Raw genomic sequence first — 14,678 nt, 5'->3', positions numbered from 1 at the left:
TTCTGTGCGAAATTTGATTCTTGTTGGGCCAATGGGGGCTGGCAAAAGCACCATTGGTCGCTTGCTGGCCAAAGAGCTGCGCCTGCCATTCAAAGATTCCGATAAGGAAATTGAGTTGCGCACGGGCGCCAATATCCCATGGATCTTCGATAAAGAAGGTGAGCCGGGCTTTCGTGATCGAGAGCAGGCCATGATCGCCGAGCTGTGCGCCGCCGATGGCGTGGTTCTGGCGACCGGCGGCGGTGCGGTGATGCGTGAAGCCAACCGTCGGGCCCTGCATGCCGGTGGCCGCGTGGTCTACCTGCATGCCTCGGTCGAACAGCAGGTCGGTCGCACCGCCCGGGATCGCAATCGACCGCTGCTGCGCACGGCCGATCCGGCGAAGACCCTGCGGGACCTGTTGGCGATTCGTGATCCGCTTTATCGGGAGATCGCCGACCTGGTGGTTGAAACCGATGAACGGCCACCGCGCCTGGTGGTGCTGGACATACTGGACCGCCTGCAGCAACTGCCTCCCCGTTAATGCGCAGCGTGAAATGCGCTATCCTCGGCGCCTTGCCATGATCGCTTCGGATTGTGGCGCATGGCTATTGCGCAACGTCAGAAAACCAGGCGATGCCAGTCGTTAATGTAAGGCAGGACACCAGCTTCCATCTTCACTGTGGGGACACATGCAGACACTTAAGGTCGATCTAGGCGAGCGCAGCTACCCGATTCATATTGGCGAAGGTTTGTTGGACCGGCCCGAGTTGCTGGTTCCGCACATCGCCGGGCGGCAAGTGGCGATCATTTCCAATGAAACCGTAGCGCCGCTGTACCTTGAGCGTCTGAAGCACAGTCTTGCGCAGTTCTCGGTGATCTCGGTGGTCTTGCCTGACGGCGAGGCGTTCAAGAACTGGGAAACCCTGCAGCTTATTTTCGATGGCCTGCTGACCGCACGGCACGACCGCCGGACCACGATCATCGCCCTTGGTGGCGGTGTAATCGGCGACATGGCCGGTTTTGCCGCCGCCTGCTACCAGCGCGGCGTCGATTTCATCCAGATTCCTACCACCTTGCTCTCCCAGGTCGACTCGTCGGTGGGCGGCAAGACCGGTATCAACCATCCGCTGGGCAAGAACATGGTCGGCGCCTTCTACCAGCCGAACGTGGTGCTGATCGATACCGCCTCGCTCAATACCCTGCCGGCTCGCGAGCTGTCGGCCGGCCTGGCGGAAATCATCAAATACGGTCTGATCTGCGACGAGCCGTTCCTTACCTGGCTTGAAGACAACGTCGACCGTTTGCGAGCCCTGGACCAGCAAGCGCTGACCTACGCCATCGAACGCTCCTGCGCGGCCAAGGCGGCCGTGGTCGGTGCCGACGAGCGTGAGTCTGGCGTGCGCGCCACGCTGAACCTGGGGCATACCTTTGGCCATGCCATCGAAACCCATATGGGCTACGGTGTCTGGTTGCATGGTGAAGCGGTCGCTGCTGGCACCGTAATGGCGCTGGAGATGTCCGCGCGCCTTGGCTGGATCTCCGCCGAGGAGCGTGATCGCGGTATTCGCTTGTTCCAGCGCGCGGGCTTGCCGGTCATTCCGCCTGAGGAAATGACCGAGGCGGATTTTCTCGAACACATGGCAATTGACAAAAAAGTGATCGATGGTCGTTTGCGTCTGGTGCTATTGCGCCACATGGGCGAAGCCGTAGTGACCGACGATTATCCGAAAGAGGTTTTACAGGCCACGCTGGGAGCGGATTACCGCGCCCTGGCTCAGCTTAAAGGTTAATAAGATCCCCATGACTAGTTTGCACGCCGACGAGGCCTTCCTCGGCCACTATCAGTTGAGCCATGACCCTTTCGCTCCACGGGTGCCTGGTTTCAAGTTTTTCCCTGCCCAGCGCAAGCCGGTGCTGGGGCAGTTGCACCACCTGGCGCGCTACAGCCAACTGCTGCTGGTCGTGACCGGCCCGCAGGGCAGCGGCAAGACGCTGCTGCGCCAGGCGCTGGTAGCCAGTACCAACAAGCAGTCGGTCCAGAGCGTGGTGGTTTCCGCCCGTGGCGCCGGTGATGCGGCGGGCGTTCTGCGCCAGGTGGCCCAGGCGCTGAATGTCGAGCAGGCCGAGATCGGCCCGATCCTGGCGCAAATAGTGCAGCTGGCGCTGACCGGCCAGGAAGTCTATCTGCTGGTGGATGACGCCGAGCAACTCGACGAGTCGGCGCTTGAGGCGCTGCTGGCGCTCGCCGCCGGTGCACCGGAGGGTCGTCCGCATGTGTTCCTGTTCGGCGAGTCGTCGCTGATTGCCGGCCTGGAGCTGCTGAGCGCGGACGAAGAGCGCTTCCATGTCATCGAGCTGCAGCCCTACACCGAAGAAGAAACCCGCGAATATCTGGCGCAGCGTCTCGAAGGCGCTGGCCGAGGTATCGAACTTTTCTCCGCGGATCAGATCAGTGATATTCACGAAGGCTCCGATGGCTGGCCTGGCAACATCAACCAGGTCGCCCGGGATGCAATGATCGAAGCCATGATTGCCAGCCGCTCAGCGGTCAAGCGTCCAAGTATGGGGTTCAATATGCCGAAGAAACACGTATTGGCGATATCCGCAGTGGTCGTGGTGGCCGTTGCCGCTGCCTGGCTGATGCCGGGTCGCAGCAAGGCGCCAGCTACCACCGGCGCGCCAGCCAACGAACAGGCACAGCTGCCGCTGGGGCAGACGCCGCAACCGAACAGCAATGGCAGCCCGGCTGTCGAGTTCGCCGGTTCGTCCCAGCCCATGCCGCTGCCGTTGGTTGGCCAGTCGCAACCGGTCATGCGCGGTCCGCTGGCCGAAGCCGCCGGTGAGATCACCGAGGGTGATGATGGCGTTCCAGTGGAAGGTTCCAGCGCCACACCGCCGACCGTAACCACCGTCGCACCGCCAGCTGGCGTGCCGGCCGGCCCCGCGCCGACGCCTGAGGCCCGTCCGACCCCGGCACCGACCCAGGTCGCTGCCGCCAAGCCGGCGCCGGTGGTCAAGCCTGCTCCTGCTCCGGTCAGCAAGCCGGCCGCACCGGCCGCCAAGCCGGCCGAGAAGCCTGTCACCGTAGCCAAGGCCGCCACTGGCGGTAGCTGGTACGCCGGCCAGGCGCCAGGCAACTACGTCGTGCAGATCCTGGGCACCAGTTCCGAAGCCGCGGCGCAGAGCTTCGTCAAGGAGCAGGGCGCTCAGTACCGTTATTTCAAGAAAGTCCTCAACGGCAAACCGCTGTATGTAATCACTTATGGCAGCTTCAGCAGCCGTGATGCAGCCGTTACCGCTATCAAGGCCTTGCCAGCGAAGGTTCAGGCTGGTAAACCTTGGCCTCGCACTGTCGCCAGCGTCCAACAGGAACTGGCAGCAACTCGCTGAAGATTCGGCGGCCTTACCCAGGCCGCCTCTCCCAGCACCTCAAAAAAATCCGCATGCGCATGCTGCCTTCAAGGCCGCGTGCCTTGTGGTGTCTGCGTCACAGTAGCTTTTGAGTCGTCGCGGTCCAAACTAAAAAAGTTTTGACTAGCACAGCATATCGCTTTAAACCTTTCATAAATGCGACATGGATTTGCGACATTTCGTCGTCAAATTTGTGAGCGTCTGTGTCGGTGTGTACAATGACCTCCCTTTTGCCCCCGCAAAGCCGGCGTACGTTCGGCGTGGAAGGTAACTGGTTGAATTGAAAAGAAATTTGTCTCGATAAGAGGCAGCCTGGTGAGAAAGTGTCTATGAAAGCAGGTCTGTACCAACCAGATGAATTCAAGGATAACTGCGGTTTCGGTTTGATAGCCCATATGCAGGGCGAACCCAGTCATACCCTTTTGCAAACGGCCATTGAGGCCCTGACCTGCATGACCCACCGCGGTGGGATCAACGCGGACGGCAAGACCGGCGACGGTTGCGGTCTGCTGATTCAAAAGCCTGACGCGTTCCTGCGAGCCATTGCCCAGGAAACCTTCAGTGTCGAAATGCCCAAGCAATATGCCGTGGGCATGGTCTTCTTCAACCAGGATCCGGCCAAGGCCGAAGCCGCTCGCGAGAACATGAACCGCGAGATCCTCGCCGAAGGCCTGCAACTGATCGGCTGGCGCAAAGTGCCAATCGATACCAGCGTCCTTGGCCGCCTGGCCCTTGAACGCCTGCCGCAGATCGAACAGGTCTACATCGGCGGCGAAGGCCTGAGCGACCAGGACATGGCGGTCAAGCTGTTCAGCGCCCGCCGTCGTTCGTCGGTGGCCAACGCCGCTGACACCGATCACTACATCTGCAGCTTTTCCCACAAGACCATCATCTATAAAGGCCTGATGATGCCGGCGGACCTGGCCGCCTTCTATCCGGACCTGGGCGACCCACGCCTGCAAACCGCGATCTGCGTGTTCCACCAGCGCTTCTCCACCAACACCCTGCCGAAATGGCCGCTGGCGCAGCCATTCCGCTTCCTCGCCCACAACGGCGAGATCAACACCATCACCGGCAACCGCAACTGGGCCCAGGCGCGGCGGACCAAGTTCACCAACGACCTGATGGACCTGGAAGAGCTCGGCCCGCTGGTCAACCGCGTGGGCTCCGACTCCTCGAGCATGGACAACATGCTCGAACTGATGGTCACCGGCGGCATCGACCTGTTCCGTGGCGTGCGGATGATCATTCCGCCAGCGTGGCAGAACGTCGAGACCATGGACGCCGACCTGCGTGCGTTCTACGAATACAACTCCATGCACATGGAACCGTGGGACGGCCCTGCGGGCGTGGTCATGACCGACGGCCGCTACGCCGTCTGCCTGCTCGACCGTAACGGCCTGCGCCCGGCGCGCTGGGTCACCACCAAGAACGGTTTCATCACCCTGGCTTCGGAAATCGGCGTCTGGAACTACCAGCCCGAAGACGTGATCGCCAAGGGCCGTGTCGGCCCGGGGCAGATCTTCGCCGTGGACACCGAAACCGGGCAGATCCTCGACACCGACGCCATCGACAACCGCCTGAAGTCCCGTCATCCGTACAAGCAATGGCTGCGCAAGAACGCCCTGCGCATCCAGGCGACCATGGAAGACAACGACCACGGTTCGGCGTTCTACGACGTCGACCAGCTCAAGCAGTACATGAAGATGTACCAGGTCACCTTCGAGGAGCGCGACCAGGTGCTGCGTCCTTTGGGCGAGCAAGGCTATGAAGCGGTCGGCTCCATGGGCGACGACACGCCGATGGCCGTGCTGTCCCAGCGCGTGCGCACGCCATACGACTACTTCCGCCAGCAGTTCGCCCAGGTGACCAACCCGCCGATCGACCCGCTGCGCGAAGCCATCGTCATGTCGCTGGAGATCTGCCTCGGTGCCGAGCGCAACATCTTCCAGGAATCGCCTGAGCACGCCTCGCGCGTGATCCTCAGCTCGCCGGTGATCTCGCCGGCCAAGTGGCGCTCGCTGATGAACCTCGACCGTCCGGGCTTCGAGCGTCAGGTCATCGACCTGAACTACGAGGAAAGCCTCGGCCTGGAAGCGGCGATCCGCAACGTCGCCGACCAGGCCGAAGAAGCCGTGCGCGCCGGTCGTACCCAGATCGTCCTCAGCGACCGCCATATCGCTCCGGGCAAGTTGCCGATCCACGCTTCCCTGGCCACCGGCGCGGTGCACCACCGCCTGACCGAGAAGGGCCTGCGCTGCGACTCCAACATCCTGGTGGAAACCGCCACCGCGCGCGATCCGCACCATTTCGCGGTGCTGATCGGTTTCGGCGCCTCGGCGGTCTATCCGTTCCTGGCCTATGAAGTGCTGGGCGACCTGATCCGCACCGGTGAAGTGCTGGGCGACCTCTACGAGGTGTTCAAGAACTACCGCAAGGGCATCACCAAGGGCCTGCTGAAGATCCTGTCGAAGATGGGCATCTCGACCATTGCGTCCTACCGCGGGGCGCAGCTGTTCGAGGCCATCGGCCTGTCCGAGGAAGTCTGCGACCTGAGCTTCCGTGGCGTGCCGAGCCGCATCAAGGGTGCGCGCTTCGTCGACATCGAGGCCGAGCAGAAAGCCCTGGCCGCCGAAGCCTGGAGCCCGCGCAAGCCGATCCAGCAAGGCGGCCTGCTGAAGTTCGTCCACGGTGGCGAATACCACGCCTACAACCCGGACGTGGTCAACACCCTGCAAGCCGCCGTGCAGCAGGGCGACTACGCCAAGTTCAAGGAGTACACCGCGCTGGTGGATAACCGCCCGGTGTCGATGATCCGCGACCTGTTCAAGGTGAAGACCCTGGACACGCCGATGGACATCAGCGAAGTCGAGCCGCTGGAGCAAATCCTCAAGCGTTTCGACTCCGCCGGTATCTCCCTGGGCGCGCTGTCGCCGGAAGCCCACGAAGCCCTGGCCGAAGCCATGAACCGCCTGGGCGCGCGTTCCAACTCGGGTGAGGGCGGCGAAGACCCGGCCCGCTACGGCACCATCAAGAGCTCGAAGATCAAACAGGTGGCCACCGGCCGTTTCGGCGTGACCCCGGAATACCTGGTCAACGCCGAAGTGCTGCAGATCAAGGTGGCCCAGGGCGCCAAGCCCGGCGAAGGCGGCCAGCTGCCGGGCGGCAAGGTCAATGGGCTGATCGCCAAGCTGCGTTACGCGGTACCGGGCGTGACCCTGATTTCGCCTCCGCCGCACCACGACATCTATTCCATCGAAGACTTGTCGCAGCTGATCTTCGACCTGAAACAGGTCAACCCGCAGGCGCTGGTCTCGGTGAAGCTGGTGGCGGAAGCCGGTGTCGGCACCATCGCCGCTGGCGTGGCCAAGGCCTATGCCGACCTGATCACCATCTCCGGCTACGACGGTGGCACCGGCGCCTCGCCGCTGACCTCGATCAAGTACGCCGGCGCGCCGTGGGAACTGGGCCTGGCGGAAACCCACCAGACCCTGCGCGGCAACGACCTGCGCGGCAAGGTCCGGGTGCAGACCGACGGCGGCCTGAAAACCGGCCTCGATGTGATCAAGGCGGCGATCCTCGGCGCCGAAAGCTTCGGCTTCGGCACCGCACCGATGATCGCCCTGGGCTGCAAATACCTGCGCATCTGCCACCTGAACAACTGCGCCACCGGCGTCGCGACCCAGAACGAGAAGCTGCGCAAGGATCACTACATCGGCACTGTCGACATGGTGGTGAATTTCTTCACCTATGTCGCCGAGGAAACCCGTGAGTGGCTGGCCAGGCTGGGCGTGCGTTCGCTGGAAGAGCTGATCGGTCGCACCGATCTGCTGGAAGTGCTCGAAGGCCAGACCGCCAAGCAGCATCACCTGGACCTGACCCCGTTGCTGGGCAGCGACCATATCCCGGCGGACAAGCCGCAGTTCTGCCAGGTCGATCGCAACCCACCGTTCGACCAGGGCCTGCTGGCCGAGAAGATGGTCGATATGGCGCGCTCGGCGATCAACGACAAGAGCGGTGCCGAGTTCGCGCTCGACATCTGCAACTGCGATCGTTCCATCGGTGCACGGATCTCCGGCGAAATCGCCAGGCTCCACGGCAACCAGGGCATGGCCAAGGCGCCGATCACCTTCCGCTTCAAGGGCACGGCCGGTCAGAGCTTCGGCGTGTGGAACGCCGGCGGCCTGAACCTCTACCTCGAAGGCGACGCCAACGACTACGTGGGCAAGGGCATGACCGGCGGCAAGCTGGTGATCGTTCCGCCCAAGGGCAGCGCCTACAAGACTCAGGACAGCGCGATTATCGGCAACACCTGCCTGTACGGCGCTACCGGCGGCAAGCTGTTCGCCGCCGGCACCGCGGGCGAGCGTTTCGCCGTGCGCAACTCCGGTGCCCACACCGTGGTGGAAGGCACCGGCGATCACTGCTGCGAATACATGACCGGTGGTTTTGTCTGCGTGCTGGGCAAGACCGGTTACAACTTCGGCTCAGGCATGACCGGCGGTTTCGCCTACGTGCTCGACCAGGACAACACCTTCGTTGACCGGGTCAACCACGAGCTGGTGGAAATCCAGCGGATCAGCGGCGAAGCGATGGAAGCCTATCGCAGCCACCTGCAGCGCGTGCTGGACGAATACGTCGAGGAAACCGGTAGCGAGTGGGGCCGTAACCTGGCCGAGAACCTCGATGACTACCTGCGCCGCTTCTGGCTGGTCAAGCCGAAGGCTGCCAGCTTGAAATCGTTGCTTTCCAGCACCCGTGCCAACCCGCAGTGATATGCGCCTGAAGAGTTTGATGAGGTTTTAACAATGGCTGAACGTCTGAATAATGACTTCCAGTTCATCGAGGTCGGGCGCAAGGATCCGAAGAAGAAACTGTTGCGTCAGCGCAAGAAAGAGTTCGTGGAGATCTACGAGCCCTTCAAACCCCAGCAGTCGGCCGACCAGGCCCACCGCTGCCTGGGTTGCGGTAACCCGTACTGCGAATGGAAGTGCCCGGTGCACAACTTCATTCCCAACTGGCTCAAGCTGGTGGCCGAGGGCAACATCCTCGCCGCCGCCGAGCTGTCGCACCAGACCAACACCCTGCCGGAAGTCTGCGGCCGGGTGTGTCCGCAGGACCGCCTGTGCGAGGGTGCCTGCACCCTCAACGACGGCTTCGGCGCGGTGACCATCGGTTCGGTGGAGAAGTACATCACCGACACCGCCTTCGCCATGGGCTGGCGCCCGGACATGTCCAAGGTCAAGCCGACCGGCAAGCGCGTCGCGATCATCGGCGCGGGCCCGGCGGGCCTGGGCTGTGCCGACGTGCTGGTACGCGGCGGCGTGACCCCGGTGGTGTTCGACAAGAACCCGGAAATCGGCGGCCTGCTGACCTTCGGCATCCCCGAGTTCAAGCTTGAGAAGACCGTGCTGAGCAATCGTCGCGAAGTCTTCAGCGGCATGGGCATCGAGTTCCGCCTCAACACCGAGGTCGGCAAGGACGTGACCATGGAGCAACTGCTCGCAGAATACGACGCGGTATTCATGGGCATGGGCACCTACACCTACATGAAGGGCGGCTTTGCCGGTGAGGACCTGCCGGGCGTCTACGACGCGCTGGACTTCCTGGTCGCCAACGTCAACCGCAACCTGGGCTTTGAAAAGTCGCCGGAAGACTTCATCGACATGAAGGGCAAGAAGGTCGTGGTCCTCGGTGGCGGCGACACGGCGATGGACTGCAACCGCACGTCGATCCGCCAGGGCGCCAAGTCGGTGACCTGTGCCTATCGTCGTGACGAAGCGAACATGCCGGGCTCGCGCAAAGAGGTGAAGAACGCCAAGGAAGAAGGCGTGAAGTTCCTCTACAACCGCCAGCCGATCGCCATTGTCGGCGAGGACAAGGTCGAAGGCGTGAAGGTGGTCGAGACCCGTCTCGGCGAACCGGACGCCCGCGGCCGCCGCAGCCCCGAGCCGATCCCGGGCTCCGAAGAGGTCATCCCGGCCGACGCCGTGGTCATCGCCTTCGGTTTCCGCCCGAGCCCGGCGCCATGGTTCGAGCAGTTCGAGATCCAGACCGACAGCCAGGGCCGTGTCGTGGCACCGGAGCAAGGCCAGTACAAGCACCAGACCAGCAACCCGAAGATTTTCGCCGGTGGCGACATGGTGCGCGGTTCTGACCTGGTGGTGACGGCGATCTTCGAAGGCCGCAATGCGGCTGAAGGGATCCTGGATTACCTGGGCGTGTAAATCTGCTTGATCGGCGTCGCTCCATTCGCGGGCAAGCCTCGCTCCTACAGAAGCTGCATGATCCTGTAGGAGCGAGGCTTGCTCGCGAAGAGGCCGGCCGAATCAACGCGGAATTAGTCGATGTAGTCCGCGACAAATTGACCCGATAGATAAAAGGCACGGCTCTCGCCGTGCCTTTTGCGTCGCGCTCTGAGAAAATGCCCGCACTTTTTTTCCGGATGCCGACATGACTGCCCTGAAGAACGACCGTTTCCTTCGTGCCCTGCTCAAGCAACCCGTAGACGTCACCCCGGTGTGGATGATGCGTCAGGCTGGGCGCTACCTGCCTGAATACCGCGCCAGCCGTGCCAAGGCCGGCGACTTCATGAGCCTGTGCATGAACCCGGAGTTCGCTTGCGAAGTCACGTTGCAACCGCTGGATCGCTACCCGCAGCTGGACGCGGCGATCCTGTTTTCCGACATCCTGACCATCCCCGACGCCATGGGCCAGGGCCTGTACTTTGAAACCGGCGAAGGTCCGCGTTTCAAGAAGGTCGTCAGCACCCTGGCCGACATCGAGGCCCTGCCGATCCCCGATCCGCACAAGGACCTGGGCTACGTGATGGACGCGGTCAGCACCATCCGCCGCGAACTCAACGGCCGCGTGCCGCTGATCGGCTTCTCCGGCAGCCCCTGGACCCTGGCCACCTACATGGTCGAAGGCGGCTCGTCGAAAGACTTCCACAAGACCAAGGCGATGCTCTACGACAACCCGCAAGCCATGCACCTGCTGCTGGACAAGCTGGCGCAGTCGGTCACCAGCTACCTCAACGGCCAGATCAAGGCCGGCGCGCAAGCGGTGCAGATTTTCGACACCTGGGGCGGCAACCTGTCGGCGGCGGCGTACCAGGAATTCTCCCTGGCCTACATGAAGAAAATCGTCAGCGGCCTGATCCGCGAGCACGAAGGGCGCAAGGTGCCGGTGATCCTGTTCACCAAGAACGGCGGCCTGTGGCTGGAAAGCATTGCCGATGCCGGTGCCGACGCGCTGGGCCTGGACTGGACCTGCGATATCGGCGAAGCGCGCCAGCGGGTCGGCGGCAAGGTCGCCCTGCAAGGCAACATGGACCCGACCGTGCTCTACGCCAAGCCGGAAGCGATCCGCGCCGAAGTCGCGCGCATCCTCGCCAGCTACGGCAAGGGTAGCGGCCACGTGTTCAACCTCGGCCACGGCATCACCCCGGAAGTCGACCCGGAGCACGCCGGTGCCTTCCTGCGCGCGGTGCACGAGCTGTCGGCGCAGTATCACCAGTGATCGCGAACCGATAACCAGGCCCGGCATTCGCCGGGCTTTTTTTTGCCTCTCCATGCGGTCCTGGAAAAGGGCCCGGCCGATTAAGTTTCAATTCAGCCTGGCTGGTTAACCTGGCTCCATCGAAACCCACATTGGATCACTGCCATGAAAACCCGTTATCTCGTTCTGTTGCTTGCCCCGTTGTTCAGCTCGGCCGCCCTGGCGGTTGGCTACACCGGCCCGGGCGCCCAGTCCGTCACCAGCGTTGCGGCGGCCAACGACGCTTCGGACGATACGCCGGTGGTGCTGCTGGGCCACGTGGTCAAGAAGCTGAACAACGACGACAAGTACGAGTTCAAGGACGCCAGCGGCACTATCACCGTCGAGATCGACGACGAGGACTTGCCACCAGTGGCGTTCAACGAGAAGACCCAGGTCAGGCTGACCGGTGAAGTCGAGAAGGGGCTGATGAAGCGCGAAATCGATGTCGACCTGGTGGAAGTCGTCAAGTAAGCCGATCGTCCGCTTTCAACTGTCGCCCATGCCGGCGACCGGGCTCCGCGTATGCATCGCGCAGGCTGGTCGCCGGCATGGCCGTTCAGGGATTACCGAGTGGCCAGCGGCGGCAGCTTGGCCAGCTTCAATGCCACCAGCAGCGCCACCACCAGCAAGGCGCCGATAAACAGGCCGATGCCATTCCACCCGGCCATGTGCCAGAACACCCCACCCGCCGTCCCGGCGATGCTCGACCCGGCGTAATAGCTGAACAGATACAGCGATGAGGCCTGCCCCTTGGCCTTGAGGGCGCGGCGACCGATCCAGCTGCTGGCGACCGAGTGGGCGCCGAAGAAGCCGAAAGTGAACACCAGCATGCCAACGATCACCACCGCCAGTGAGGCGAGCATGGTCAGGGCAAGGCCGGCGAGCATCAGCGAAATGGTGGCCCAGAGCATTTTGCGCCGTCCCAGGCGGTCGGCCAGGGCGCCGATTTTGGCCGAGCTGTAGATCCCCGACAGGTACACCACCGACAGCAGGCCGACGAAAGCCTGGTCCATGTGATACGGCGCGGCCAGCAGGCGATAGCCGATGTAGTTGAACAGCGTGACGAACGCGCCCATCAGCACGAAGGCTTCGAGGAACAGCAGCGGCAGGCCGGCATCGCGAAAGTGCATGGCAAAGCCGTCCAGCAGGCTGCGCGGGTGCAGCGAGCGGGGGCGGAAGTTGCGCGATTCGGGAAGGATTTTCCAGAACACCGCCGCCGCGATCAGCGCCAGGCCACCGATCACCAGCATTGCCGTGTGCCAGCTGACGAAGTCGATCAGCACCCCGGTAATCAGCCGTCCGCTCATGCCGCCAATGGCATTGCCGGCGATGTACAGGCCCATGGCCAGGCCGATGTGCTGCGGATGGATCTCTTCGCTCAGGTAAGTCATCGCCACCGCCGCCAGGCCGCTCAGCGACAGCCCCACCAGCGCGCGCATCAGTAGCACCCCTTGCCAGGTCGGCATCAGGGCGCTGGCGAGGGTGCACAGCGCCGCGGCGAACAATGCGGCAACCATCACCGGCTTGCGGCCGATGCAGTCGGAAATCGGCCCGGTGACCAACAGGCCGATGGCCAGCAGGCCGGTAGCCACCGAGAGAATCAGGCTGCTCTGCGCCGCGTTGATGGAAAATTCCCGGGACAGCAGCGGCATCATCGGTTGCACGCAGTAGAGCAGGGCGAAGGTGGCAAAACCGCCGCAGAACAGCGCCAATACCGTGCGCATGAACATGGGCGTGCCTTTTTCGATGTAGGCCTCGTTCAGTTGCGCGACCACCTCATCGAGAGCGGTGGGAGGAAGTTCATGGGCGAGCGGAGCGACAGCGGTTTTCACGATGGACCTCGGGGGAGCGCAGCCCGGTCAGGCATTGGAAAAAAGCATATAGCTGGCTAATGTTTCTTTCCAATATATTGTTCGACCTGATTGATATGTTTAGCGACCTAATGAGGTGTCCATGGAATTGCGTCACTTGCGTTATTTCATCGCGGTGGCCGAAGAGCTGCACTTCGGCCGCGCCGCGCAGGCCCTGGGCATCTCCCAGCCGCCCCTGAGCCAGCAGATCCAGGTGCTGGAGCAGGAAATTGGCGCGCGCCTGTTCGAGCGGACCAACCGTCGGGTCGAACTCAGCGAAGCGGGGCGGCTGTTCCTCGATGAAGCCCGGCAGGTACTGGCCCAGGTCGACAAGGCCGCGGATGTGGCCCGCCGCGCGCAACGGGGGGAGTTGGGCGAACTGAAGATCGGCTTCACCTCGTCGGCGCCCTTCAACTCGAACATTCCCCAGGCGATCTTCACCTTTCGCCAGCGTTTTCCCGAGGTGCGCCTGATGCTGCGGGAAATGAGCAGCACCCAAGTGGCCGAGGCGCTGATGGATGAGTCGATCCAGGTCGGCATCATGCGGCCGTTGCCGCTGCCGGATGAGCTGGGCGTGGTGGAGTTGCTGCGCGAACCGCTGGTGGCGGTGCTGGGCTCCAAGCACCCGCTGGTAGCGGGCAGCGAAGCCGGGCTGGCGCTGTCGGCCCTGGCCCACGAGCCTTTCGTGTTTTTCCCGCGCAGCTATGGCAGCGGCCTGTATGCGCAGCTGCTGTCGCTGGCCCGGGATGCCGGCTTCACCCCGCACTTTGCCCAGGAAGCGGGCGAGGCCATGACCATCATCGGCCTGGTGGCGGCGGGGCTGGGTGTCTCGGTGTTGCCGGCGTCCTACCAGCGCATGCGCATCGACGGCGTGGTCTATCGACCGCTGCTCGATCCCGAGGCGGTCTCGGCGGTGTGGCTGGCGCAACGCACCGATCAGCGCTCGCCGATGGCCAAGGCCTTTGTCGAATTGCTGACCCGCAAGGCCGAGCTGTAGCCTGCCAGGCGTGATGACAAGCCGGCCTGTTTGTGAAAAAGGGCGCCCGAAGGCGCCCTTTTGCGTTCCTGCCGTTCAGTCAGTCAACGTGCGCCAGGTCCCCGCGCAGTGCCACGCTCGACACCACCATGCCCGCATGGCACTGGAATTTTTCGGAGTCTTTGTACAGGTCCCGCTGGTCGACGCTGGCAATGTTGATTACGGCGTTGGCGTCGGCTTTCTTCGCGGCGTTCTGCAGGGTCGCGAGGGCGGACTGCAGGGCCCAGAAGCACGCTTCCTCATCGGTTTTGTTCGAGCCGTTGGTCTTGCGGCTGCTGCTGACGGTGTCGAGCTTGCGCACTTGTTTGGGCAAGGTTTCGCCGGCCAGGTAGAACTTCACGCTGCCGTCGAGCAGGCCGGCTTCGGTGGCGCGTTTGACGCCTTCGCGAAAGCTCAGGTAGGTCGGCTCTTCGGCGCCTTGCTTGACGATGCCCAGATCGTTGACGAATTCGATGTCCGGGTTGATCGACAACTCCTTGAGCACGTTGCCGCGCAGGCGGTTAACCCAGCGGTTGTAGTTTCTGTGGATCTTGCCGTCCTTGGCATCCAGGCCATAGCTGCTGCGATAGTCGATTTCGAAGGAGGTCGCGGTGAACGGGATGTCGACTTCGGCATGGTGGCGGCCCCGCACGGTGATGGCTGCCTTGATCATGCCCGGGCGCACCGACTGCACGACCCATTGGCGGTCGATGAGCGCGGTGACGATGGCGCGGCTCATTTGCGCTTGGGTAAAGCCCAGGTTGGGGGAAAACTCTTCCTTGGCGTTGTAGACCGGTTTGCTGGTGCAGCCGCCGAGTACGAAAACCAGGGCCAGCAAGGCGGCGATGCGGTGAAACTGAGTCATTCCCTTTACTCCA

General features: G+C 63.0%; 10 protein-coding genes. 8 read left to right on the top strand and 2 right to left on the bottom strand.

Going from position 1 to position 14,678, the window contains the following annotated elements:
• The first annotated feature begins 4 nt into the window (after positions 1 to 4).
• The 7 genes from aroK to BLV20_RS12485 all read left to right on the top strand — a co-directional run bounded on the left by aroK (position 5) and on the right by BLV20_RS12485 (position 11,406).
• Positions 5 to 523: a shikimate kinase AroK gene (gene aroK, locus BLV20_RS12520; RefSeq protein WP_092301765.1), complete on the top strand. Its 519-nt coding sequence runs from the start codon at positions 5 to 7 to the stop codon at positions 521 to 523.
• Between the two features lie 148 nt (positions 524 to 671).
• A complete protein-coding gene (gene aroB / locus BLV20_RS12515; protein ID WP_092301761.1) occupies positions 672 to 1,772 on the top strand; it encodes a 3-dehydroquinate synthase in 1,101 nt (366 codons plus the stop codon).
• A 10-nt stretch (positions 1,773 to 1,782) separates the two neighbouring features.
• On the top strand, positions 1,783 to 3,372 hold the full coding sequence (locus BLV20_RS12510) for an SPOR domain-containing protein (protein WP_092301758.1): 1,590 nt from the start codon (positions 1,783 to 1,785) through the stop codon (positions 3,370 to 3,372).
• A gap of 350 nt (positions 3,373 to 3,722) precedes the next feature.
• Positions 3,723 to 8,168 (top strand): glutamate synthase large subunit, encoded by a 4,446-nt coding sequence (gltB, locus tag BLV20_RS12500; protein ID WP_092301755.1) that lies wholly within the window; start codon positions 3,723 to 3,725, stop codon positions 8,166 to 8,168.
• 33 nt (positions 8,169 to 8,201) lie between these two features.
• Entirely contained in the window at positions 8,202 to 9,620 is a 1,419-nt protein-coding gene (locus BLV20_RS12495; RefSeq protein WP_092301752.1) for an FAD-dependent oxidoreductase, read from the top strand.
• A 226-nt stretch (positions 9,621 to 9,846) separates the two neighbouring features.
• Positions 9,847 to 10,914: a uroporphyrinogen decarboxylase gene (hemE, locus tag BLV20_RS12490; RefSeq protein WP_092301748.1), complete on the top strand. Its 1,068-nt coding sequence runs from the start codon at positions 9,847 to 9,849 to the stop codon at positions 10,912 to 10,914.
• A gap of 144 nt (positions 10,915 to 11,058) precedes the next feature.
• The gene (locus BLV20_RS12485) at positions 11,059 to 11,406 is read left to right on the top strand and encodes a YgiW/YdeI family stress tolerance OB fold protein (RefSeq protein ID WP_092301745.1); all 348 of its coding nucleotides are present in this window, start codon (positions 11,059 to 11,061) and stop codon (positions 11,404 to 11,406) included.
• Between the two features lie 92 nt (positions 11,407 to 11,498).
• Here the strand turns inward: BLV20_RS12485 and BLV20_RS12480 are convergent, their stop codons facing one another.
• Complete coding sequence (locus BLV20_RS12480) at positions 11,499 to 12,710, bottom strand: MFS transporter (protein WP_256577766.1); 1,212 nt, start codon at positions 12,708 to 12,710, stop codon at positions 11,499 to 11,501.
• 178 nt (positions 12,711 to 12,888) lie between these two features.
• Here BLV20_RS12480 and BLV20_RS12475 point away from each other — a divergent pair, with 178 nt between their 5' ends.
• Positions 12,889 to 13,782 carry a LysR family transcriptional regulator gene (locus tag BLV20_RS12475; RefSeq protein ID WP_092301739.1) on the top strand — a complete coding sequence of 298 codons (894 nt, stop codon included), beginning with the start codon at positions 12,889 to 12,891 and terminating at the stop codon, positions 13,780 to 13,782.
• A 79-nt stretch (positions 13,783 to 13,861) separates the two neighbouring features.
• Here BLV20_RS12475 and BLV20_RS12470 read toward each other — a convergent pair whose 3' ends face one another.
• A complete protein-coding gene (locus BLV20_RS12470; RefSeq protein ID WP_092301736.1) occupies positions 13,862 to 14,665 on the bottom strand; it encodes a hypothetical protein in 804 nt (267 codons plus the stop codon).
• Between the last annotated feature and the right edge of the window lie 13 nt (positions 14,666 to 14,678).

Source organism: Pseudomonas sp. NFIX28 (assembly GCF_900107395.1).
Lineage (GTDB): Bacteria > Pseudomonadota > Gammaproteobacteria > Pseudomonadales > Pseudomonadaceae > Aquipseudomonas.
The sequence above is the reverse complement of the archived record's forward strand: the minus strand, read 5'-3'. Positions and strand labels throughout refer to the sequence as shown.